The organism is Candidatus Poriferisodalis sp., assembly GCF_965221945.1.
GTDB lineage: Bacteria > Actinomycetota > Acidimicrobiia > Acidimicrobiales > Poriferisodalaceae > Poriferisodalis.
The window spans coordinates 2,779,856-2,803,001 of sequence record NZ_OZ244925.1 but is presented as its reverse complement, the minus strand read 5'-3'; the positions used below and the strand labels follow the sequence as shown (position 1 = coordinate 2,803,001).

Annotated in this window: 22 protein-coding genes; 15 read left to right on the top strand and 7 right to left on the bottom strand. The window is 66.2% G+C overall.

The annotated features are described in order from the left end of the window. Positions 1-7: 7 nt before the first annotated feature. From ACOQPH_RS13040 to ACOQPH_RS13020, 5 genes are all read left to right on the top strand, one after another. Complete coding sequence (locus ACOQPH_RS13040) at positions 8-781, top strand: SRPBCC family protein (RefSeq protein ID WP_420621813.1); 774 nt, start codon at positions 8-10, stop codon at positions 779-781. Positions 782-801: 20 nt separating this feature from the next. Further along, positions 802-1,071, top strand: a complete 270-nt coding sequence (locus ACOQPH_RS13035; RefSeq protein ID WP_420621812.1) for a type II toxin-antitoxin system Phd/YefM family antitoxin — start codon at positions 802-804, stop codon at positions 1,069-1,071. Then, complete coding sequence (locus ACOQPH_RS13030; protein WP_420621811.1) at positions 1,068-1,352, top strand: type II toxin-antitoxin system RelE family toxin; 285 nt, start codon at positions 1,068-1,070, stop codon at positions 1,350-1,352. Before ACOQPH_RS13035 ends, ACOQPH_RS13030 begins: the two co-directional genes overlap by 4 nt. Before the next feature lie 196 nt (positions 1,353-1,548). After that, positions 1,549-2,433 (top strand): substrate-binding periplasmic protein, encoded by an 885-nt coding sequence (locus ACOQPH_RS13025; RefSeq protein WP_420621810.1) that lies wholly within the window; start codon positions 1,549-1,551, stop codon positions 2,431-2,433. Between the two features lie 183 nt (positions 2,434-2,616). Further along, on the top strand, positions 2,617-3,354 hold the full coding sequence (locus tag ACOQPH_RS13020; protein ID WP_420621809.1) for an amino acid ABC transporter permease: 738 nt from the start codon (positions 2,617-2,619) through the stop codon (positions 3,352-3,354). A 33-nt stretch (positions 3,355-3,387) separates the two neighbouring features. Here ACOQPH_RS13020 and ACOQPH_RS13015 read toward each other — a convergent pair whose 3' ends face one another. From ACOQPH_RS13015 to ACOQPH_RS13005, 3 genes are all read right to left on the bottom strand, one after another. Next, positions 3,388-3,780 (bottom strand): nuclear transport factor 2 family protein, encoded by a 393-nt coding sequence (locus tag ACOQPH_RS13015; protein ID WP_420621808.1) that lies wholly within the window; start codon positions 3,778-3,780, stop codon positions 3,388-3,390. Positions 3,781-3,897: 117 nt separating this feature from the next. Further along, positions 3,898-4,959 (bottom strand): LLM class flavin-dependent oxidoreductase, encoded by a 1,062-nt coding sequence (locus ACOQPH_RS13010; RefSeq protein ID WP_420621807.1) that lies wholly within the window; start codon positions 4,957-4,959, stop codon positions 3,898-3,900. A 51-nt stretch (positions 4,960-5,010) separates the two neighbouring features. Beyond that, positions 5,011-5,175, bottom strand: coding sequence for a hypothetical protein (locus ACOQPH_RS13005; protein WP_419554483.1), 165 nt, complete (start codon positions 5,173-5,175; stop codon positions 5,011-5,013). On the opposite strand from ACOQPH_RS13005, the gene ACOQPH_RS13000 reads away from it, so the two are divergent. The 3 genes from ACOQPH_RS13000 (at position 5,154) to ACOQPH_RS12990 (ending at position 6,843) form a co-directional block, all read left to right on the top strand. Beyond that, positions 5,154-5,936: a TolB family protein gene (locus ACOQPH_RS13000; protein ID WP_420621806.1), complete on the top strand. Its 783-nt coding sequence runs from the start codon at positions 5,154-5,156 to the stop codon at positions 5,934-5,936. The two genes, ACOQPH_RS13005 and ACOQPH_RS13000, sit on opposite strands and share 22 nt — an antisense overlap. Positions 5,937-6,229: 293 nt before the next feature. Next, positions 6,230-6,466 (top strand): hypothetical protein, encoded by a 237-nt coding sequence (locus ACOQPH_RS12995; protein ID WP_420621805.1) that lies wholly within the window; start codon positions 6,230-6,232, stop codon positions 6,464-6,466. Further along, complete coding sequence (locus tag ACOQPH_RS12990) at positions 6,463-6,843, top strand: PIN domain-containing protein (protein ID WP_420621804.1); 381 nt, start codon at positions 6,463-6,465, stop codon at positions 6,841-6,843. The genes ACOQPH_RS12995 and ACOQPH_RS12990 overlap by 4 nt, the downstream gene beginning before the upstream one ends. Here ACOQPH_RS12990 and ACOQPH_RS12985 read toward each other — a convergent pair. Continuing rightward, the gene (locus ACOQPH_RS12985; protein WP_420621803.1) at positions 6,840-8,792 is read right to left on the bottom strand and encodes a flavin-containing monooxygenase; all 1,953 of its coding nucleotides are present in this window, start codon (positions 8,790-8,792) and stop codon (positions 6,840-6,842) included. The two genes, ACOQPH_RS12990 and ACOQPH_RS12985, sit on opposite strands and share 4 nt — an antisense overlap. Positions 8,793-8,849: 57 nt before the next feature. On the opposite strand from ACOQPH_RS12985, the gene ACOQPH_RS12980 reads away from it, so the two are divergent. From ACOQPH_RS12980 to ACOQPH_RS12965, 4 genes are all read left to right on the top strand, one after another. Beyond that, a complete protein-coding gene (locus tag ACOQPH_RS12980; RefSeq protein WP_420621802.1) occupies positions 8,850-10,685 on the top strand; it encodes a hypothetical protein in 1,836 nt (611 codons plus the stop codon). A 35-nt stretch (positions 10,686-10,720) separates the two neighbouring features. Further along, positions 10,721-12,064, top strand: a complete 1,344-nt coding sequence (locus ACOQPH_RS12975) for a DUF3179 domain-containing protein (protein WP_420621801.1) — start codon at positions 10,721-10,723, stop codon at positions 12,062-12,064. A 359-nt stretch (positions 12,065-12,423) separates the two neighbouring features. Next, positions 12,424-14,910 carry a TolB family protein gene (locus ACOQPH_RS12970; protein ID WP_420621800.1) on the top strand — a complete coding sequence of 829 codons (2,487 nt, stop codon included), beginning with the start codon at positions 12,424-12,426 and terminating at the stop codon, positions 14,908-14,910. A gap of 324 nt (positions 14,911-15,234) precedes the next feature. Next, positions 15,235-15,903 (top strand): ATP-binding protein, encoded by a 669-nt coding sequence (locus ACOQPH_RS12965; protein ID WP_420621799.1) that lies wholly within the window; start codon positions 15,235-15,237, stop codon positions 15,901-15,903. 91 nt (positions 15,904-15,994) lie between these two features. Here ACOQPH_RS12965 and bfr read toward each other — a convergent pair whose 3' ends face one another. Then, complete coding sequence (bfr, locus tag ACOQPH_RS12960) at positions 15,995-16,471, bottom strand: bacterioferritin (protein WP_420621798.1); 477 nt, start codon at positions 16,469-16,471, stop codon at positions 15,995-15,997. 196 nt (positions 16,472-16,667) lie between these two features. Between bfr and ACOQPH_RS12955 the strand changes: the two genes are divergently transcribed. Beyond that, entirely contained in the window at positions 16,668-18,317 is a 1,650-nt protein-coding gene (locus ACOQPH_RS12955; protein ID WP_420621797.1) for an HNH endonuclease, read from the top strand. Positions 18,318-18,367: 50 nt separating this feature from the next. Here ACOQPH_RS12955 and ACOQPH_RS12950 read toward each other — a convergent pair whose 3' ends face one another. Together ACOQPH_RS12950 and ACOQPH_RS12945 are read right to left on the bottom strand one after the other, a co-directional pair. After that, a complete protein-coding gene (locus ACOQPH_RS12950; protein ID WP_420621796.1) occupies positions 18,368-18,649 on the bottom strand; it encodes a (2Fe-2S)-binding protein in 282 nt (93 codons plus the stop codon). 247 nt (positions 18,650-18,896) lie between these two features. Further along, positions 18,897-19,574 (bottom strand): metal-dependent transcriptional regulator, encoded by a 678-nt coding sequence (locus tag ACOQPH_RS12945; protein ID WP_420621795.1) that lies wholly within the window; start codon positions 19,572-19,574, stop codon positions 18,897-18,899. A 350-nt stretch (positions 19,575-19,924) separates the two neighbouring features. Between ACOQPH_RS12945 and ACOQPH_RS12940 the strand changes: the two genes are divergently transcribed. Then, complete coding sequence (locus ACOQPH_RS12940) at positions 19,925-20,659, top strand: SDR family NAD(P)-dependent oxidoreductase (RefSeq protein ID WP_420621794.1); 735 nt, start codon at positions 19,925-19,927, stop codon at positions 20,657-20,659. Positions 20,660-20,727: 68 nt separating this feature from the next. Next, positions 20,728-23,121: a xanthine dehydrogenase family protein molybdopterin-binding subunit gene (locus ACOQPH_RS12935; protein ID WP_420621793.1), complete on the top strand. Its 2,394-nt coding sequence runs from the start codon at positions 20,728-20,730 to the stop codon at positions 23,119-23,121. The last annotated feature ends 25 nt before the right edge of the window (positions 23,122-23,146 follow it).

Sequence of the window (23,146 nt, the reverse complement as noted above, 5' to 3'; positions counted from 1 at the left end):
TGGGGGGATGGCGAGCACGGGACGGGTGATTGATCTGTCGGTCGAGGTGATCGGCGACGTGGATGCGGTGTGGCGGGCAGTGGCGACGGGGCCGGGGATCTCGTCGTGGTACGTGCCGCACACCATCGAGGAGCGGACCGGGGGAGCGGCGACGGCGTCGTTCGGGCCAGAGCCCGAGATGCAGATCGCTGGCCGGGTCGCGGCCTGGGAGCCGCCTCACCGGGTGCTGTTTGACGGGGGCGAAGGCGTCGGCGGGCTGACATTCGCGTGGACCATCGACCCCCACGACGACGGCACCTGCACCGTGAGCCTGCACAACGCCGGCTTCAGTGACGACGACCCGCAGTACGAAGCCATGATCGACGGCTGGAAGCTGTTCATGGCCAACCTCCAGCTGCACCTCGAGCACTTCGCTGGCCAGACCGCAACGTCTGCATTGCCGATGGCCATGTGGCCGGTGACCCCCGACGAGGGGTGGGCGATCCTCGCGGGCGGGTTGGGCATCGACGAGATGCCCGAAGTCGGCGATCGTCTCGAAGTGGCAGCCGACGACGTGGCGAAGCTGGCAGGCACGGTGATCGACACGGCCGCCCGCCGGATCACCCTGCTGGTCGACGAACCAGCACCCGGCACGGCCTTCCTTACATCGGAGGACGGTGGCGGATTCACGATGGTCTCGGCCTGGCTGTACCTCTACGGACCCGATGGCGCCGCCGCGGCTGAGCGCGACGACCCCCGCTGGCGACAGTGGCTCGCCGACCGCGCCCCGGCAACCGAATGATCCGTGGCACAATTGTGCCCATGACCACTGAATCGCTGAGAACAGTGAGGGACCGCTTCTCAGACTTCGTCGAGCGAGTCCACAGCCACCACGAACGGATCGTCATCACTCGCAACGGAACGCCTGCGGCCGTCCTCATGAGTCCCGAGGATCTTGAGTCGATGGAGGAGACGCTGGCGATCCTGTCCGATCCCGAAGCGATGGCCGAGATCGCAGAAGGTCTGCGAGCCTTGGAGGAAGGCGATGTCGTGCGCGGAGTGGAAGCCGTCAGGGCGCTTCGGCCAAGGTGAATGCGGCGCCATACGACCTCGTAGTCACGCGGCCAGCAGCTGCAGATCTTGCGGAACGGCTTCCGGAGGCAGTTGCTGTCGCTGCCATTGAGTTGATCACGGGGCCGTTGCTCGATTCGCCTCGGCGTATCGGCGTGCCTCTGCGAGACGAATTCGACGGGCTTTGGGGCGCCCGCTTGGGGACCTACCGCGTGACCTACCGCATCGATGAATCGAATCGGCGGGTCGAGGTTGTCAGCATCGCTCATCGCCGAGACGCGTACCGGACCCGCGGCGAATGAAGACTCGCAACAGCGTTTGGTGAATCCGTCATGCCGACGATGTTGAGATAGACATCAGGAACGTGTTGGTTTGTACATCAGCCAACTGCCGGGACGTCTGCCTGTGTCGCTGACGAGCTGATCGGCCGGCAACACGCAATGTGTGAGACTTGGCGGGCCTGGGCCGATGGGCGGCTCGCAGCAGGAAGAGTGCACCATGAACCAACCGTCTCACTCGCATCGAACCGGCGAGGGGCGTGTCTACGACCGCCGAAATCCGAAACGAGACAGCATCGGGCTCCGCCGCTGGCCGCTCGGCCTCGTGGTTGCGATATTGCTTGGATTGGGCTTGGCCGGGTGCGGGTCCGACTCAGACCGCGGCGAGCTGACCATCGCCGTCGAGAATGCCTACCTGCCGTTCAACTACCTCGATCCCGAGACGGGCGAGCCGACCGGCTGGGATTACGAGGTGCTTGACGAGATCTGCGAGCGCATCGGCTGCACGCCGGTGTTCGAGAACTTCCCGTGGGAGCCGATGATCCAGGCCGTTGCCGATGGGCAGTTCGACATGGCGGCCGACGGGATCACCATCACCGCCGCACGCGCAGAGATCGTGGACTTCTCCGATGGCTATATCAATGTGGACCAGCGGCTGATGGTGCGCAAAGGCGAAGATCGCTTTGTTGACGCCGCCAGCTTCGCCGCCGGGAATTTCGTGCTGGGAACTCAGATCGGCACAACCAACTACGACACCGGCGTCGAGCTGGTCGGCGAAGACCGGGTGGCGCCCTTCGAGGAGTTCGGCTTCGTGGTGCAGTCGCTGATTGCCGGCGACATCGATGCCGTCATCATCGACGAGACAGCCGGTCAGGGATACATCGGCCAAAACGCCGCCCAGGTCGAGCTGGTCGGCGGGTCGCTGTCATCGGACCAGCTCGGATTCATCTTCCCCAAGGGCAGCGAGTGGGTGGAACCGATCAACGAGGCACTCGCCGACATGAAGGCGGATGGAACGCTCGCCCAGATCAGTTCCCGGTACTTCGGTGGGGCATTCACTATCACGTACGACGATCTCGAATTCCCCGAATACGACGGGGAATAGCCCGAGCCATCGACGTCGGTCTGCAGCGGTTCCGGTGGACTCACTGCGGATACGGCGTCGATTCGGCGCAGTGCGGTGCACCTGACAGTGCGATCGCTGCGCCGAACGCGTCGAGTGCACACGCGAAGCCAACCCGGGGGTGGGCGCGCCAGATTCAGCGCCGAATCATTTCCCTACTGGGCGGTGCTGCTCGTCCTCATCGTCGGCTGGCTGGGCTGGCTGTCGCTGTTCACCGAGCGCTACCGCGACGCGTGGGACCGCATCGCCGTCGGCATCGGGTTCACGATCCGCACGACCGCGCTCGCATTCGTGATCTCATTGGCTCTCGGGCTGCTGCTGGCATTGGGCCGGATCTCACGCAACGTCGTATTGCGCAACGTTGCCCGCACGTACATCGAGTTCATCCGGGGCGTTCCGATACTGCCGCTGATCTTCTTCTTGGCGCTGGTTGTCGTTCCCGACGTCGCCGGCTGGCTCGGCTTCGACAATCGCAGCATCAGCACCGAATGGCGGGGCGTGATCGCGCTGGCCATCATCTATGGCGCCTACATCGCGGAGGTCTTCCGCGGCGGAGTGCAGTCGGTGCCGCGTGGGCAGACCGAAGCCGGTCTTTCCCTCGGGCTGAGTCGTCGGGCGACCCTGCGCCGGGTGATCTTCCCGCAGGCGATGCGGGCCGTGATCCCGCCGCTCGGGAATGATTTCATCGCGATTCTGAAGGACTCGTCGCTGCTGTCGGTGCTGGCAGTCGGCGAGGTGACGCTGAGGGCTCGGCAGTACGCAGCCGGGAGTTTTCGCTTTCGCGAGAGCTACGTCGTGCTGGTGTTCATATACGTCAGCCTCGTCTTGGTGCTGTCGTTCGCTCTCGGGCGAATCGAGCGCCGCCTCCGCGGGGGCGAACAGCCTCAAGAGGCGCATCACTAGGCAGCGGCGGGCAATCGCAGCGAAGTTGACAACTCAGTCGGGATACACCTGGGTGCGGCGGCGCTTCAGCATCCGGTCTTGGACGCGCCAGCCGTTCGGCGTGCGCACCACGAGGTCGTGATACGAGGCGGTGCCCACCTTGCCACCGCCGATCAGCGCCAGGATGCGGAACTTCAGCTCCACGCCCTCGTCGGTCTCGTTCACGTAGATGTTGGTCATCGTGTGGGTGCGGGGATGCTCGGCCTCATCGGCCATGAAATCCCGGATCGCAGCCAAGCCCTCCAGCCGCGGTGCACCCAGATCGGTCAGGTCGAACACCGCATCGTCGGTGAAGATCGTCCCCAGCCGGTCCCAATCGCGGTCGTCGATGATGTCGCCGTAGCGGCCCGGCAGCTCGTGCAATTCGAGACGGTCAGCAATATCCATGGCCGGACCCTAAGGCACTACCGGTCACCTCAGCCGAGCCCCGAGCCGCTGCTCGATCGCCGCCGAGCCGACGATTGGGCACCGCAGCACAGTCGTCCGACGGCGAGTGCGTCGACTTCACTGCAAGGAAAGGTTGGCGCGGACGCGGGGGATCACGTCGTCGGCCATGCGCTCCAGCGAGTCGTTCATGACCGATGGCGGCAGGCCTGGCGGACCGCCCCAGGTGACGAGGTCGGTGACGCCGTGGTCGCGGATCATCGTGGTCAGCTCGGCAACGCAGTGGTCGGCGTCACCGACGGTCCACACCAGCGGATTGAGCGGGTCTGGCTCGCGGGGCCCGGTCCGGGCAGCCCGCTCTTGGGCGGCCTGCTTGTGATCGGTGCTGGCCTTGATGATGCCGATATAGACATCTCGCCGGTACTTCTCGGCCGCTGCAATCGCCTCCCAGGTCGGGTCGTCGGCGGGGTCCGATCCGTCGGTCACGTAGACGCCACGGATGATCCCGACCCGCTTGTCCCCGATGTCTCGACCGTCGGCTGCCAGCGCTGCCTTCCATGGTTCGAGCACCTTGGCTTTGGGTCCTTGCGGCAGCAGGTTCGTGTCGAATCGGGCCGCCCGCAGCGCACCCGCCTCGCTGGTGGCTGCCACCCACAGCGGGGGACCGCCGTCTTGCACCGGGTCGGGCGTGACCCGCAGATCGCTGTAGCGGTACCGCTTGCCCTCGAACGTGAACGGCTCGCCCGACCACGCCAAGCGCAGGATCTCGATGGCCTCCTCGGTCAGCGACACTCGCCGGCTGATCGGCAGGCCGAAACCGGCGAACTCGTGCGCGGCGTAGCCCATGCCGATTCCCAGCTCCATGCGGCCGCCGGAAACGTTGTCGAGCACGGCAAGGTCCTCGGCCAGCCGCACGGGATCCCGGAACGGCATGAGGCAGATGTCGGTGGAGCACCGCATGGTGGTGGTCAGCGCCGCCGCCGCACCTGCCACCGGCACGAAGTTGGGCAGGTAGCCGTCGGACATGAAGTGGTGCTCGGTGAACCAGCACAGCTCCATGCCGATCTGCTCTGCATGGACAACCTGGTCGAACGTCTCGGCGTACACCTGCGGCATCGTCACGTCGCTGCCCGGCGGGCAGCGGAAGTCGTGCACGATCCCAAATCTGAGCGACTGAGCCATACCTTGCTCCTCGTTCGGATACGGGACGCTAGTTGGACGCCCCCTAACCGATCAGGCCTTCAACTCGTGGAGCAAGTCGCCGACGAGAACTACAAGTGACGACGCGACGAAGTCCGGGTCTTCGAGCGTTCCGACAGCGCGTACGGCCATGCGAACGCCGAGGCCGTCGGCGGTGCCGAAGAGTGAGCCCAGTAGTGCAATTGCTTCATCGGTCACCCCCTTGCTCAGATCGTCCTGCTGCAAGCTGTCGAGCCGAGCGCGAAATCGGCGTCGGTCGTGTACTCGTCGACGACTGGGCCCCTGCTTTCTCGCCTGACGGCACCAAGATCGCCTACGTCACCAACGACGGCGACCGAGAGATCGCGGTCATGGCAGCCGACGGCACCGACGTGGTCCAACTCACCGACAACAGCACGCGGGATTCGCTGCCGAAATGGTCGCCTGACGGCACCAAGATCGCCTACGAGATCGATGACGGCGACAAAGAAATCGGGGTCATGGCAGCCGACGGCACCGACGTGGTGCATCTCACCGACAACAGCACGCGGGATTCGCTGCCGAAATGGTCGCCTGACGGCACCAAGATCCTCTACACCAGCAACGACGGCGACAACGAGATCTCCGTCATCGGAGCCGACGGCACCGGAGGGGTGCAGCTCACCGTCAACGATGTGCCCGACGAAGACCCGGACTGGTCGCCCGACGGCACCAGAATCCTGTTCACCAACAGGCTCCTGTGGCTCCAGAGGCCCGGAATCCTGATTGCGGACGGCACCGACGACCGGACTACCCAGCAGCAGCTGCTCGGGATGTTCCTTGCAGCCCCGAATCCAATGTGGTCGCCCGACGGCACCCGCCTCGCTTACGTCCAAACGGGCATCGGCGTCATGAACGCAACCGGCAACGGCATTCGATGGCTGACCTACAGCCGCGACGATCGCGACCCCGTGTGGTCCCCCGTGCCAAATTCAGACTGACGAGATGCCGCCGAGCTTGGTCGATTCGATGGCGGGGTTGCTCGGTGCCGCACGGCAGCGGTGTCGTGTATGGCCTGGGTGAGGTGCCTCTTGTCTAAACGGGTCCCACTGTGTGAGCACGTCGGCGTGACACCTGCCTAGGCGTCGCCGCCGAGATCGCCGCGAGGTGAAATGGTCCAACCGCTGACCCGCAACACCAGCCAGAAATCGACTCGCCGCTCACTCATCGCACATGCTCTGATGCGGATATGGCGCAGACACAAGATGTAACACATAAGTGGTACAGTGGTGGCATGAGCGAAACGGCCACGGTGCGCTTCAACGCGGCGGAACTCGCTCTGCTCAACGAGCTCGCTGCAGAGTTCGGCGGACGATCGACTGCGATCAAACAAGGACTGCGGCTGCTCGCTCAGGAACGCCGTCGTCAACTGGCTCTTCGGAGCTTTATGGCTGAATGGGCGGAACATTCCGGGCCACCCGACCCCGACGGCGTGGCAGCGATGCGCGAACGCTATTTCGCCGACTCGTGATCCTCGATGCCGGAGTGCTCGTCGCCATAGAACGCGACGAATCCGACGCCAAAGACTTCGTGGAAGCTGCACTGCAGACAAGAGAACCGCTGCGCACGACAGCTCCGGTTGTCTCCCAGGTGTGGCGCGACGGTTCCCGGCAGGTACTCCTGACCCGGTTCTTGCCCTCGGTTGATGTGCTCGCGTTCACCGCGAATCACGTTCCGTTGGTCGGCACGCTGCTACGCCATTCCGGCACAGCCGATGTCGTCGATGCTCACATGCTCGCCTGCGCGATTCACCTTGAGGACAGCATCATCACTTCTGACCTGGGCGATTTCGCGCACTTGGCTGGACATCTCGGAGCAGAGTCGCCGAGCATCCATCACTGGCGCTAGCCGGCGGGCTGGGCTACCCGATCGGACTTGAACTCGAATAGGTAGGGCTCGAGCGATTCCTGGGCCGCAATACGGAACTTGTGCCAGTAGCCGCCGCCGTAGTACGCCAAGCTGCCCGGCTGCGCTTCGCCGTGGCCGTTGTAATACGACAGGCAGTCACGTAGCGGGGCGGTGGTGATGTCGGCCACGCGGCAGTGCTCGGCGTACTTCACTTCTGAGTCGGCAGTGATGTCGACCACGTTGAGGGCCTTGTCGCGCATCTCGGTCAGCATCCAGATGATGTAGTCGCCGTGCTGGTCGATGGCGTCGGTGAAGTTGAAGCTGCCGCCGCCGCCTTGGGGCCCCGACACGATGAACAGGTTCGGGAACCCGTGGCTGTGCAGGCCCAGGAACGTCCTGGTGCCCTCGGTCTGCCACTTCTCGCTGAGCGTGGTGCCCTCGCGGCCCCTGATCATGTTGAACGTCGCGGTTGCCATCCACTGGAAACCCGTCGCGTAGATCAGCACGTCCAGCGGGTACTCAACGCCGTCGTGCACCACACCGCGCTCGTTGATCTGTTGCACGCCCATGGGAGCGGTGTCCACCAAGTGCACGTGCGGCAGGTTGAACGTGGGCAGGTACTCGTCGTGGAAGGTGGGACGCTTGCAGCCGTAGGGGTAATACGGCTTGAGCGCCTCGGCCGTCTTGGAGTCTTCGATGATGACGTCCACCCGGGCTCGGATCTGTTCCATGATCCGGAAGTTCGTGTTGAGCTGTTTCTGCACCAGTTCTTCGGGCGTCAGCTTGCGAGCGTGCTGCTTGCGTTCCTTGAAGTCCGCGACGCGGCCAGCGAGGTAGTCGTCGTTGGCCTTAATGGCGGTACGGCCCGACGAGATGCGCGCGAATCGCTTGCGGCGGGCCCGCGCCCACCCCGGCTCCTTGCTCCACTCGGCGATCTCGTCAGGGTCGGTCGTTCGCTGGTCGCGCACGTCGATCGACGACGGCGTCCGCTGGAACACGTACAGCTCATCGACGACCTTGGCGATCTCGGGGATCACCTGCACGGCCGTCGCGCCGGTGCCGATGATGCCGACGCGCTTGCCTTCGAGGTCGACGTTGTAATCCCAGCGAGATGTGTGGAACGACTCGCCTCGGTACGTCGCCATGCCGTCGATGCGCGCCAGCTTGGGGCTGGTCAGGATGCCGTTGGCCAAGATCACGTAGCGCGCCTTCATGGCGTCGCCGCGGTCGGTGATCACCGTCCAGCGGCCGGTTTCCTCATCCCACTCGGTGGCGTCGACAGTGGTGTGGAACAGGCAGTGGTCGTAGAAGCCGAACTTGGTGGCCATCGCCTGGCAGTACTCGAGAATCTCGAAGCCAGAAGCGAACTTCATCGACGGGATGTACCCCATCTCCTCGAGCAGCGGCAGGTAGCTGTACGACTCGACATCGCAGGCAATGCCCGGGTACCGGTTCCAGTACCAGGTGCCCCCGACGTCGCCGCCCTTCTCGCAGAAGCGGACATCGGTGATGCCGGCATCACGCAGCTTGTGCCACAGCAGCAGCCCGGCAAACCCGGCCCCGATCACCAACACCTCGCACTCGTCGGTGAGCGCCTGGCGCTCGATCGGCGGCTCGGAGTACACGTCTTCGAGGTAGCGCTTGAACTCGCCTTCCATCGCCATGTAGTCGGCGGCGCCCCGGCGGATTTCCTTGAACTCCCGGTACTTGGCCTGCTCTTCGGCATTGAAGACGGCGCCCGGCGGGGGAGGCGGCAGTTCCTTCAGGTGCTCGTCCGCATTGACCGAGTAGCCCTTGCCCTGGATCTTCTCGGAGGCCTTCGCCGCACGTGTGTTGAAGATCTTCAAGCCGGTCTCGGGATCGATGCTGATCGCGGGTCGCGTGAACGTGTCCGTTGCCGTCTGGCTCTGCGCCATGAGTCCCCCGACTTCATTCGATTCAGTGCCCATTCGATATTACGTGAGGCGCCCTCTGGCGTGCCGGGGTGTGACAGCCTTCCCAGCGTCATGCAGCGCGTCTTCGTCTGGTTCACAGTGGCGATGGCGGCCCTGATTGCCGTGCTTGCCGGCCATCTCGTTACTGCGATGTCCGCGGGCGGGCCAGTCGCCGTGCCTGACGTTCCGGCGTATCTCAGCATCGCCCAATGGGTCGGTGGTGACGGGCTAGCACCCACCGACGTGCCGTTCCAACCCGGGTACGGGCTGCTGGTGGCGCCGCTCGTAGCGGTGTCGCAGGTTTCGCTTCTCGGCACCCAGGGCGAGGTGGTGCACCTCCTGGGGTTGGTGGTGAACACGCTGGCAGCGGTCGCCGCCGTCGTGGTTGCGGGCCGGCTGGGGTTCGTCTGGGCGCAGCGATGGTGGGTGGCGGGGGCCGCCGGGCTCATCGCAGCCGTGCATCCGTCGTTGTCGAGCGCTTCGCGCATCGCGTGGTCCGAGACGCTGCTCGGGCTGGCCGTGCTTCTCGCGGCGCTCGCGGTGGCCGGCGCGGCGCTGCACGCCGGTACAGCCACGAGCTGGCGCTGGTGGGGTCGCGCAGGGCTGCTGGCGACCTTGGCTGTTGCGCTGCACGCCCGCATGGTCGTGCTGGTTGTCGCCGTCGTCATGACGGCGCTGGCGTGCCGGATCAGCCGCCGAGACTGGTCGGGGCTCGTCGGCGGACTGCTCGTCGGCGGAACTGCGGCTGCGGTGGCCCTCACGCTCACCCACACCTGGCCGACGGCCCGCCTGAACGAAGCCGCGCAGCTCGATCGCGGAGTGGAACCGATCGTCACCGTGTCGGGGCAACTATTGGCGCTGGGCGGTGGCACCGTCGGACTCGGGCTGCTGGGCCTGATCGCCGGTCTGAGCATCGCTGTCCGGCTCGTTCGAAGGTGGCCCGGCAACAAGACCGGCAGCCCGAACGGCATCGGTCCGCTGGCCGCGTCAGCGCTGTTCGTCTCGCTGGGTGCCTTGGGCGCGGTCGTGCTCGGCGGTTGGACGCTGACCGGCAGCGATCGTGCCGACGCATTGCTGTATGGCCGCTATGTCGATCCGTGGGCCGTGCCGCTCACTGCCGTTGCCATCGCTTGGCTCGCGACACGATGTGCACGGCGTCGTCGCGACTCGCATGTGCTGGCTATCAGCGCAGCCGTGGCGCTGGCTGCCTGCGCTGTGGTCATCGGGGCAGCCGATGCCTACGACGCACCATCGCGCCGCATCATGACCTTGTCGTTCAGCCCGGCATGGACTTGGCTCGATGGGCGCCTGCCCGCTGTCGCCGTGGCTGGGTTCATCGCAGTCCTGCTTGGTGTGCTGCTCGCGGCGGTCGCGCAACGCCGACACAGCGAGACTGATCCTCAAGCAACAATCCCGCCGCCCGACGCGGAGCCGGACAACAACGAGACGCCGGACGACGACGAGACGCCGGACGACGAGGCGGTGCAGGGGCGAATGGCGACGGGTCCAGTTGCAGCCCTCGGCGCACTCGTCGCAGCAGCGCTCGCGCTCGGAGCTACCGCGACCGTGCTGAACCACCGCCATCTCGCCGATGTCGGCGCCGTCGCCCGCGATCAGGTCACCGCAGCGCACACGGTTGCCGATGCCGTCGACAACGACGGTTTGGCCTGCCTCGCGCACGACCGGACATCGGTACCGGACTACGCACTGTGGCTCTACCGCCTCGAGCTGCCCGAGATCGCCCACGAACGGGTACGCCTTTCCGCTGGCGACCGGCCCTGCTCGGAGCTGGTCATTGCTGACGATGACCTGGGCGAGCGGTGCACGAACGCCCGGCACCTCATCGACGAACCCGCCGCGTCGTGGGCGTTGTGGCACCTGCCAGCACGCAAGTGCACCGGCGTGTGAACCCCCGGAGCAGGGTGCCGAAGTAGCGTCGCCTGATGGCTCCACGACAGCGGCATGCGTTCCGGCTGAAGTCCACGCCGGCACGACGGCTCGCTGCCGGTGGGGTTCTGACTGTGCTGGCAGCGGCTCTGTTGGCCGGCGCATCGGGGTGCGCCGACACCTCGTCCGGCGACGACCAATCCGCGCCTGACCCGACGGCCACCTCCGCTCCGGCCACCACCGCTGTCGCCGCAGCACCGGCGACCACGACAGCGGCGCCGATCATCGACCTCAAGGTCACCCAGATCCCCGGCGGTCCGCGCGAGTCCACCGTCTCAGCGTTGCGCGACGGCATGACCGCACCGCTGCTGCCCGAGCCGCTGGTGTCCCCCATCGACGTTCTTTCCGGCGGTCCGCCGCCCGACGGCATCCCCTCCATCGACGCTCCGGACTTCGAGCGAGCCTCTGATGTCGAGTTCCTGCAATCCCAAGAGGCAGTCGTCACGCTCACGCTCAATGGCGACGCCCGCGCCTACCCGGTGCAGGTGATGATCTGGCACGAGATCGTCAACGACACCGTCGGCGGCGAACCGGTCACCATCACCTACTGCCCGCTGTGCAACACGGCCATCGGGTACTACCGGCAGCTCGGCGACCGGATCTTCGACTTCGGCACCTCGGGCCGGCTCTACAAGTCAGCGCTGGTCATGTACGACCGCCAGACCGAGAGCCTGTGGGCGCACTACACCGGGCAAGCCATCGCCGGCGCCCTCACGGGATCCCAGTTGGAGCTGATCCCCATCGCCACCGTGGCCTTCGAGACGTTTGTGGTCGAACACCCCAATGGCTTGGTGATGACTCGCCCCGGCGGTTTCGGGCGGTCGTACGGCAGCAATCCCTATGTCGGCTACGACGAGCCGGATGGCAGACCGACCTTCTTCGGCGACGTTCCCGATCCTCGCCTGCCTCCGCAGACCCGTGTGCTGGTCATTCGGCACGGCGGCGCTGCTGTAGCGGTGGAACTCGACACGCTGCAGGTCGGCGGGGTGATGCCGGTCGATCTGGGAGGCGTACCGGTGGTTGCCTTCCATTTGCCTGGCACTGCGACGCCGATCCAGAACCAGCAGGTGGCTTTTGGCCGTGACGTGGGTGCAACCGGGGTGTTCGACCCCACCGTGGAAGGGCAGCTCCTGACGTTTGTGCGCATGCCCGACGCTGCGAGTTCAGCAGGGCCGGGAGCGTTCACCGACGATCAGACCGGCTCGACGTGGACAGTGCTCGGCCGGGCAATCGACGGCCCGCTGGCGGGAACCCAGCTCGAACCCATCGAGCACGTCGACACGTTCTGGTTCGCAGCGGCTGCCTACGATCCCGACATCGAACTCATCGGCACCCCGTAGGGCGCCCGAGCCCGCGGACGAGTTCGCTCCTGGAAAAGGAACACTCAATGCGAACGAGAGTGATTCGCGTGGTGGGCACTAATGAGCCGAACCGTTCGTGGCATCACTCAGGCACCAACGTGACGGCGACGATGAAGCACGTCGGCGCAGTCCTCTGTGTTCTGGCGATCATCAGTGGCAGCTGTGCCACTGATCCGGAGTCCCGCCCACCCGGCTCGCTTCCAGCAGCGACTGCCGCGACGGAGCCTTCGACGCCCACAGGCGCCCAATTCGACAGCGAAGACCAAGCTATTCCAAGGGAAACTCTGCCTGAAGCTTCTATCGATACGGCGGTTCCGACCATCACGACTGCAGCAGCCATGGCCGACCCCCCCAAGAGCGTCACTGGCGACGATTCTGCGGAAGGCACCGCGCCGGAATCGGAGGTGCCGCAGTCGGATCCGGCGGACACTTCGGGAACAGATCTCGACGCGGGCGAGCCTGAGGCGGAAGCGGAAGTGCCGCCCCCGACCGCAGAGGAATTGGTTCGCCAGCGATGGTTCGACATGGAGATTCCAAAGCCCTCTGAATCGGTGCTCGAGGCGTTGGGCGACACTGGCGAGCTTGAGGTGGTCCGGCATGCGGGTTCGGACCTGTATGCGACATCGACGGGTATCGCTTCCTATGCCGTGGGCCTGGCTGGCGGGCACTCGCCTCAGGTCGTGCTCGCACCGGGCGAGCGCTGGCAGGAGGCGGTCATCGGCGCGGCGGCGGCTGGCCGGTTGGGGGCGCCGCTGGTGCTCGTGCCGCCCGAGGGCTTGCGCGACGAGGCGATCTTTCTGCTGCAATCCGCCGACGTACGGAAGGCGCTGCTCGTCGGCAACTTCGAAGAGGTGAACGAGCACCTGCTCGCGACGCTGGCTGAATTCGGCATCGCCGTCGAGCACCAGACGGGGCCCGATGCCTCTGCAACAGCAGCGGCGGTGGCTGATCATGTCCGAGTTGACGCAGGCTCTGCACGATCCGGAGACGCCGTCGTCGTGGTGAGCGATGCAGAGCCGGCCACCGCAATCGCCGCGGCGCCGCTCGCGGCATTCGGTTCGCTCCCGTTGCTCATCACCCCGGCCGGGGAACTGCATCCCAGCACAGCCGGGTTCATTGCCGACAACGAGATCAGCCGGGTCCTGCTGGTTGGATCGGCGACGGGTTTCTCGCCCGAGGTCGCATTGGCGATCGAGGCTGCGGGAGCCGATGTTGTCCGAGTCGTTGGCGAGACGCCGCAAGACCTCGCACGCGCCGCCGCCGGCTATTTCGAGGAGGCTCACGCACAGGATTCCCGGTGTATCGCAGGTCCGAAACAATTCGCTTTCGCCCGAGCCGATGACCCCCTGATGTCGCTCGCTGCGGTGCCTCTGCTCGCACAGGCGTGCACGCCGCTGCTGTTCGCGGATGCCGGTTCGCTGTCTCCGCAGACCCGCAACGACATCTATCTCGCACGGCACCGTCCCGGCGGCGTGCAAGTACACGTCTTCGCTGACACTGAGCGCATCCCCGACAGCACCGTCGACATCACGCTTCCGCCGATTCGACTCGCGTTTCCTGTCACCGACCCGACGCTGGCGGGTGCACACAACACGATGGCCGTCATCGACGAACAGCGACAGGTAACGCTCTACCTGCAGGACGAGGGTTTCAGAGGGATCAACTGGCTCGCCTGGTCACCGAACGCACCGCGGCTCGCCTTCGCAGCGACACAAGACGAGACAGCCGGCCTGTTCCTGCTCGAACCTGACGCCGGAACCACCCGGCGGCTCACACCGCCGGACGAGCACTTTGCGTTCTCGACCTGGGCTTCACCGGGTTGGTCGCCCGACGGAACTCGCATAGCGCTCTCCGCATATGTCGGCGGCGAATCACATAGGGAACCGGGCGCTGACTTGTATGTCGTCGACGTTGCCAGCGGCCAGCTCGAGGAGGTCAGCGTGACGGATCTCCAAGACCATTTTCTCAAGTGGACGCCCGACAGCCGACATGTCCTCTACTTGCGCCACGATCAGTTCGGCACCCCGCTCGGGATTCATACATTGCGCGAGAACGCCTTTCTCGCGGACGTCTTCGAGGGCACGAGCACTCAACTGCGCCTCGATGGTCGGGCGTTGCTGAGTGCGAGCTGGTCGCCCGACGGTGGCTATTTTGCGTTTGAACTGACTGAGGCCGACATCGACGACAACCACCTCTGGGGCACCGGCACGCCGAGAGTATTCGTCGCGCCGAAGATTCAGTTGCCGTATGCGGTCGCTGTCGAAGGAATCTCAGATGGCGGTTTGTTCTGGTGGTCACCCGACGGAGGCTGGTCAACAGATGGCACTCGGCTTGCCTTCTCCAGGATCGTTTCAGTTGATGGTGAGACTGAGTCACGAATCGCCATGTACGACATCGGCTCGCGGGGTCTGACTGACTTGACGGGACAAGACACCGACCCCGGAAGCCGCTTTCGCTACGTAGGTTGGTCGCCGATCGGGAGCACGCTTGCATTGCGATTCCACGGAAATGACACCCAAGACGCCAGCGGCCTGTACTTGTTGGATCCGACGAGCCATGTCTCGGTATTGGTCAACGATTCCCTTCCCCAAGGCGCGTACCGACCCTTCGGGTTCTCGCCAGAGGGATCTCAGATCGGAAATGTGGTCTTCACGGGTGGCACGGGGCTCATCGTCGCGACCGACACCTCCGAAGATGGCGCGGAACGTCTCCTGTTGGACGCAACCGAGTACACGGGATACCCCAGAGATAGGTCCGCCGACCTACGTATGCGGTGGGACGAGTTCGGGCTCTCGGGCACCATCGAATGGTACGCCGACTACTAGCCCGGATTCTTCATGAGTGCGGCGGGTTTGGGTGTGTGAGTCCGCGGAAAGGATCCTCTGACCGATAGCCGGAGCGCCCTCTGAACCGGACATCTTGCATCTTGCGCAGAGGCCATTTCGTATGGCGGCAACAAGGCAAATTGCATGGTTTGGGCTGGTAATTTTGTATGGTACGCCTGAAGCCAGGCTCGGCTGGCTGACTACGTCTCCGAGATCGCCGCGAGCGGCCTGCCGGGGCTTCGGGGCCTGTCACCCGACGCTGCCTCCGAATCGCTTGCAGGCTATGTCGACCGGATCATCGACCGCGACTTCCCTGACGCGGGCATGTCCCTGCGCAACCCCGAAGGACTGCGCCGCTGGATGACTGCGTACGCAGCGGCCACTGCCACCACCGCCTCCTACGAGCGCATACGCGACGCAGCAACCGGCGGACACGGCGACAAGCCCAGTCGGTCGGCCACCGCGCCCTACATCGATGCGCTCGAACGGATGCACGTTCTGGAACCGCTGACCGCCTGGGCGCCGACGCCGAACCGGCTCGCCAAGCTCGCCACGGGACCCAAACACCATCTCGTCGATCCCGCGTTGGCCGTCGCGCTGTTGGGTCTCGACGCGGACGGCCTGCAGCAGGGCAAAGAGCCGGCCTCGACGGCGAGCGGCCAGCGACCTCTGCTCGGCCGCTTGTTCGAGTCGCTCGTCGCTCTCAGCCTTCGGGTCTTGGCTCAACGTTCCCGCGCCACTGTGCATCACCTTCGTCGTCGATCCGGCGACCGCGAGATCGACTTCATCGTGCGCGCACGCGACGGCCGTGTCGTAGCCATCGAAGCCAAGCTGTCCGCCACCGTGTCCGACGACGACGTGCGCCACCTGCACTGGTTTCGTCGCACCCTCGGTCCCGGCGTGGCTGAAGCGGCCGTCGTCACGACCGGTCCTATTGCCTACCGGCGCCGGGACGGCATCGCCGTCATCCCTGCCGCGCTGCTCGGTCCCTGACGGGCACAGACGCGTCGAGCTGGAGCGTCAGTCGTCGCTGATCTGGCTGAGCAAGTACCGCTCGACCAGAGCTGAACGTCGGCGTCGAGCTTTAGTCGTCGTCGCCGATCTGGGCAAGCAGGTACCGCTCGACGCCGATGTCTTCGATGAGGCTCTGCTGGGTCTCGATCCAGTCGAGGTGCTCTTCCTCGCCTACGAGCACGTGCTCGAGCAACTCCCTGGTACCTGCGTCGCCCTCTTCCAGGCACAGTCGCACGCCCGCCCGGTAGCGCTCGATGGCGTGTTCCTCGAGCTGTCGATCCAGCGAGAGCTGTTCGGGCACGGTCTCACCGATCATCACCATTCCCAGGCGCTGCATATTGGGGAGCGCATCGAGCAGCAGGATGCGCTCGATCAGCTTCTCGGCGTCGCGCATCTCGGAGATCGATTCTTCGTGGTACTTCGAGGCCAGCCGGCCGTAACCCCAGTTGTCGGCGATCTTCGAGGCTGCGAAGTACTGGTTGATGGCCGTCAATTCGGCCGTCAGTGCTTCGTTCAAGAACTCAATGACCTCGGGTGATCCCTGCATGGCACCACCCTATGCGCCTGCTGTGACGCGACTGGCATGAGATTGCGCTGCGGTGTCGTGCTGGGTGGGCAGATCGCGGGTGAGGGAACCAGGCCTGTGACGACGTGGGTTGGGCCCGGGTCCCGCTGCTGGCCCTGCCGTCGTGGCTGTCGTGACGCTGCTTTTGATGTCACACCGTGTGCTTATGGTTCTTGTCATGAAGCGCACAGACGTTCGCAGCGGTTTGGCGGGGGGAATGCCGGCAGGCTCGGTGCCGCCGGGCGACGCTGTCGGGGCGGTGTCGGCTGGGCTGGCACCGACTGTCGGGTCGGTGTCGTCGCTTGGGGCGGCGTCGTCGGTCGAATCAGCACCGCCTTCGGTTGGGCCAGGGTCGCCTGTCGGGTCGGTGTTGTCGGTGTTGTGCGGGGCGCGTGACGTGGTCGCTGGGGCGTCGCGGGTGCCGTTGGGTGACGCAGACAGCGAGGCGCTCATCCAGGTCATCGCCGCCGCCGGGCTTTTGCGCTCAGCGACACAAGCGCTGCTGCTGGGAGCGACCGCTGCTTTGGAAGCCGCCCGTCCCGGCTCGGGCCGCACGGCGCTGCGCGACCAGGCACGTGCGAGCGGGCGCGCTGCCAAGCGCACCGTGCAGGTCAGCGAACAGGTCGCCCAGATGCCCAACGTGGCACGCGGCCTCGCCGCGGGCGAGTTCACCGCGGAGCACGCCGAAGTGCTCGCCGACACCGCCCGGCGCACCAGCCCCCAAGCCGTCAACGACGCCGCAGAGCTGCTGCGCGCCGCTGGGGAGGTCTCGCCTGAGACGCTGCGCCACGACGCCCGCAGCTTCGCAGCCCGCCACGACCCCGACGCCGCCCGGACCGTGCTGGACCGCCAACGCCGCGACCGATCCGCGGCGCTGTTCGTCGACGAGGCCACCGGCATGGGCGTGCTCAACGCCCGGTTCGACCCGGTCAGCTACGCACTGGTGCTCCAAGCAGTCGAGAACTACAACGACGCCCTGTGGCGCCAAGACGGCGGACGCGACGGCACCCCAGCCCAGATACGCGACAACCGCCAGCGCCTCGCCGACAGCGTGTTCGAGATGCTCACCGACCGAAACGCCCTAGCCACCATCGGACACCCCGCCGCCCGCGCCCAGCGCACGCACAGCGACACCACCCACAACGCCGACAGCGACGCCGAATCGACCCACGACGGCGCTGCCAGCCACGATGCCCACGGCGACGCTGCCAGCCACGATGCCCACGGCGACGCCGAATACCGTCCGCGCAGCGATACCGAGCGTGACCAGGGCGGCGGCGGCGGTCCTGGCGGGGACGGCGACGTCGTGCCTGTGGGCACTGCGGGTCGCTCGGTTGAGCGGTGGCGGCCCTCACAAGCACCCAACCAGCTCGTGATCATCGCCGACATCGGCGTCATCGACGGCACCAAACCCGACGGGCTCTGTGAAGTGCTCGGCACCGGACCCGTCCCGCCAGAGATCTTGAACAACCTGTCGCCGGACACGCGCATCAGCGGCGCGATCTTTGGTGGACCTGGACAGGTGCTGTGGCTGGGGCGCGGCCGCCGACACGCCAGCATCGCCCAGCAGCTCGCCATAGCGATACGAGACCGCGGCTGCGTGCTGTGCCGAGCCCCCATGCACCGCTGCAAGTTCCACCACATCGACGAATGGCACGCCGACAACGGCAACACCGACCACGACAACCTCGCCGCCCTCTGCGGGGACTGCCACAACGATCTCCACAAGAACAACCAACGCCTCCTCCGGCACCCCACCACCAGCCGATGGACCACCGAACCTCGCACCGACCCCGACGCCACGTGCGTCCCGAGAGCGCCGCCTTGATGCAGCGCAGCGACACATCGTCGCCGGCAGATGCGTCGCTTGACGCAGTGCTAGACGCCGACGGCGATGGTGTCGAAAGCGATCGAGTGAACCGCCGTGTGCTCGGGATCCATCAACTCAAGCCTGCACTGTTCGAGCACGGCGCGGATCATGCCAACGCAGCTGCCGCAATCGGTGCCGGCACCGCACGCTGCACCTATTTCGAGCGCTGTCGTTGCGCCCTGTGCAACGAGGTGCCGGATAGCGGCCTCGTTCGTGGCGAGACACTGGCAGATGATCATCGAAGCAACGATCTCCAGTTCTGCGCAAGCGGGCGCCTGCGAGCGGTACACGCAACCTTGATGCTCAATGTTAGGCACCGCTAACGCGGCGCGCACAAGCACCGACACCCAAGTACCGGCATCGGAGCATCACTCGACCGGCGCTCGATCTGTCTGCTGCGCAGGCGTTCGCGCTGCCGCTGGTCGGACGTTCGCGCTGGTGGTCGAGCGTTCCGCTGCTGCTCAGGCGTTCCGCTGCTGCTCAGGCGTTCCGCTGCTGTTCAGGCGTTCCGCTGCTGTTCAGGCGTTCCGCTGCTGTTCAGGCGTTCGCGGTGACGAGAATGCGGGCTGCGGTGTAGGCGCTGACGCCCACGGTGCCCTCAACCATCTCCACCGTGGCCGTGCCGTCGGGCGACACTGACATGAGCGTGCCTGTGCGGCCCGGCATCAGCCCCGACTGCTCCAGGAATTCCAGCTGTCCGGGTTCGAATTCGAGTTCCTCGGGAATGCGTTGCACGATGAAACCACCGGTCGGCCCGACGTCGGCGAGCGGCTTCGCATTGACCGGCGCGACGTAGTCGGAGCCGGGGATGGGATTGCCGTGCGGGCAGGTGTTCGGGTCGTTGAGCACGTGCATCATCGCCCGCTCCACGACAGGAGAGATCACGTGCTCCCAGCGGCCCGCTTCGTGATGGGCATCGGCCCAGCTCAGCTTCAAGATGTCGGTCAGGAACCGCTCGGCCAGCCGGTGCCGGCGCACGACCGTCGTGGCGATCTGCTGGCCCTCGTCGGTGAGGGTGATGTGGGCATCGTCGTCGACCTTGACGAGGCCTTCACGCTGCATGCGCCGGATCATCTCGGACACCGCGGGCCGCGAGACTTCAAGCCGCTCGGCAATGCGGGCCTGGATGACCTCGACGCCGTCCTCTTCCAGCTCGTACACCGTCTCGGAGTACTCCTCGAAAGCAGGGTGGTATTCCACCGGCTTGTATGCCATGGTGCCACCATAGCTGTGACCCCGAGAACCGCTGCACCGGGTTTGCGGGCAGCCGGTGCTTTCGCCGGGGCAGAGCTTCTTGCCGTCGCACCCGTACGGCCTCAGGGTTCGCGGGCGCTCACGTTCCGGCCGGGGCAGAGCTTGTTGCCGTCGCACCCGTACGGCCTCAGGGTTCGCGGGCGCTCACGTTCCGGCCGGGGCAGAGTTCTTTGCCGTCGCACCAGTACGGCCTCAAGGTTCGCGGGCGCTCACGTTCCTGCCGGGGCAGACTGGCGCAGCGGTTCGGCCCCGACGGCCGGAGAAAAACGGAGCACGTGATGGATTTGCAGTTGGCAGGCAAGAATGTCCTGGTGACAGGCGCAGGCCAGGGACTCGGCCTGGCCATCGCTGCTGCGTTCGCCGACGAGGGCGCCAACGTCGCCTTCGCCTACCACGCGTCGAGCGAAGGGGCCGAGAAGGGCGCCGCCGCAGCACAGGAAGCCGGCCGGGCGGCGCTCGCCGTGCGGTGCGATGTCACCAGCCAGGAAGACGTCGAGCGCACGGTTGACGAGGTCGTGAGCGAATTCGGCGGCATTGACGTGCTGGTCAACAACGCCGCGTACACCGACACGGGACCGTTCATCGACATTGACCCTGACGAGCTCCAGCGCATGGTCGACGTCACCGTCATGGGCATGATGCGGATGACCCAGGCAGTCGTGCGGCACATGGTCGCTGCCGACATTGCAGGATCGATCGTGTCGCTCATGGGCGACTCGGGTCGGGTGGGCGAAAGCCGCCTGGCGGCCGTGGCCACGACACGGGCATCCACCATGGGCCTGATGAAGTCGGTGGCCAAGGAATTCGGTCGGAACGGGATCCGAGCGAACACGGTGTCGCTCGGCTTGGTGCGCTCGGAGCGATTCGCCCATCACACCGGCAATGCCGACGACGAGCGCATGGCCCGCATCGCCAAGATGTACCCGCTGCGCCGGGTCGGCGTACCCGGCGACGTGCCGCCGATGGTGCTGCTGCTGGCCTCGCCGCTGTCGGGTTGGACGACCGGCCAGACCATCTCGGTCAACGGCGGCTACTCAATGGTCTAGACGACCCATTTCGTCTACCCGGCTCGCGCCCGCGCAGCCGGTCGGACGTCGGTCGAGGAGAAAAAAGCGTGGCAGACGAGCCGTTTCGACTGGACGAGACAGCGCCGACTGAGGGTGACCCATTCGGCCAGTCGATCCCGCGGCGAGAGGATCCGCGACTGCTGCGGGGCCGGGGCCGCTATATCGCGAACGTCCGCTACGACGGACAGCTCGCGGTCGCGTTCGTGCGCAGCCCGGTCGCACACGCCCGCATCGTGAGCATCGACACCTCCGCGGCACTCGACGCCCCCGGCGTGGTCGACATCGCGACCGGTTCCGACCCGGACTTTGCCCCCATGGCGCTGGTGGCCGAGTCAGCGCTGCGGACCCACGTCGCCACGCCCCAGCCGGTGCTGGCGGCGCAGAAGGTCCGCTACCAGGGAGAGGCGGTAGCCGCTGTCGTCGCCGCGAGCGCGGCGTTGGCGGCCGACGCCGCAGAACTGGTGGACGTCACCTACGCCGAGCTGACCTGCCACGTCGACGCGGTCGCTGCGGCCGCCGATCCGGCCCATCCGGTGCACGACCTCGCTCCCGACAATCTCATTGTCACGAGGCTGTTCGACGCCGGCGAAGTCGACCGAGCACTCGCCGAGGCGCACCTGGTGATCGAGCGGGAGTACCGCACGAACCGCCACGGCGGGACACCGATCGAAGGCCGCGGCGCGGTGGCGCGCTGGAGCAGCGATCGGACCAAGCTGACGCTGCACGCGACCTCGCAGGTCCCGCACCTTCACCGCAACGGCATCGCGAAGGTGCTGGGTGTGCCCGACAGCGCGGTGCAGTTGCTGGTCGGCGACGTGGGCGGTGGCTTCGGCATCAAGGCGGTGCTGTATCCCGAAGATCTGGCGATTGCACAGCTGGCGCGACGGCTCGGACGCCCAATCGGCTGGATCGAGACGCGCTCGGAACATCTGCTGACTGCGCTGCACGCACGCGACCACCACTACACGGTGCGGGCCGGCTTTGATCCTGACGGGACGCTCATTGCCGTTGACGCGGTGCTGCACGCCAACGTGGGTGCATATAGCGCGCCGCCGTGGACCGCAGGAGTCGAGCCGCTCATGGCGGGCGGGCTCCTGACCGGGCCCTACAAGCTCGGCCACTACCGCTGCAACGTGCTGGGTGTCGCGACCAACACCACGCCGACGGGCCCCTATCGAGGTGTGGCGCGGCCCGCCACGGTCTTCGTCATGGAACGCCTGCTCGACGACGCTGCCGCGGCGCTGGGCCTCGACCCGCTCGACATCCGCCGCAAGAACCTGGTGGCACCCGACGACCTGCCCTATGTCGCACCCACCCGGCTGGTGCACGACTCGCGCACCTACCTCGACTGTCTCGAAGGAGTCGTCGAGCGTGTGGGTTACGACGAGTTCCGCGCTCTGCAGCGGGCGTCTACGGCACCAGGCGGCGACGGCCGGCTGCTCGGCATCGGTTTCGCTTGCTACAACGAGCTGACCGGTCTGGGCCAGAAGGCATCCGCGGGGCCGCGGCTGCCGTTCCGCACCGGCCACGAGTCGGCCAGCGTGCGCATCGACCCCACCGGTGCGGTCACCGCTGCGATGGGTGTGACCTCCCAAGGCCAGGGTCTCGAGACCACGATGGCCCAGGTGGTGGCAGCCGAATTGGGCATCGACGTCGACGACGTGTCCGTAGAGATGGGTGATACCGATCGGATCTCCTTCGGGCTGGGAGCATTCGCCAGCCGCCAGGGAGTCATCGGCTCGGGGGCCGCGACCCTGGCGGCCCGCACCGTGCGAGCCAAGATGCTCACCATCGCCGCGCACCTGCTCGAAGCCGAGCCGGAGTGGTTGACCATTGACGACGGCCTGATCCACACGGCTGATGCGCCAGCGGTCGGCGTGACGGTGGCTGAGGTGGCTCGCGTCGCCTACTTCGAGCCGCAGCGCCTGCCACCCGGCACCGAACCGGGCCTCGAAGCCTCCCGCTTTTACGACCCGATCACCGGCACCTTCGCCGCGGGCGCCCAGGCCGCCATCGTCGAGGTGGATCCCGACACCGGCGAAGTGGATGTGCAGCGGATCGTGTGCGTGGAGGACACCGGGCGGACGATCAACCCGATGATCGTGGACGGCCAGGTCCAAGGTGCCATCGTCCAGGGCGTGGGCGGGGCGCTGTACGAGCACTTTGTGTACGACGGCAACGGGCAGCTGCTGTCGGGCACGTTCATGGACTATCTGGCGATCTCAGCAGACCGTGTGCCGCCGATCGAGCTCGGCCACATCGCCGATCCCGCCCACAACCTCAACGGCATCCGCGGCGTGGGCGAGGGCGGCACGCTCGGCCCGTACGCCGCAATCGCCAACGCCGTGTGCGACGCGCTCGCCCCCTACGGCATCACCATCGACGACTTGCCGCTCAGCCCAGCCCGCGTCCACGCCGCGCTGGCTGCCGCACGCCAGTAGCCGCTACGCGTGCTCCTCGCTGCGG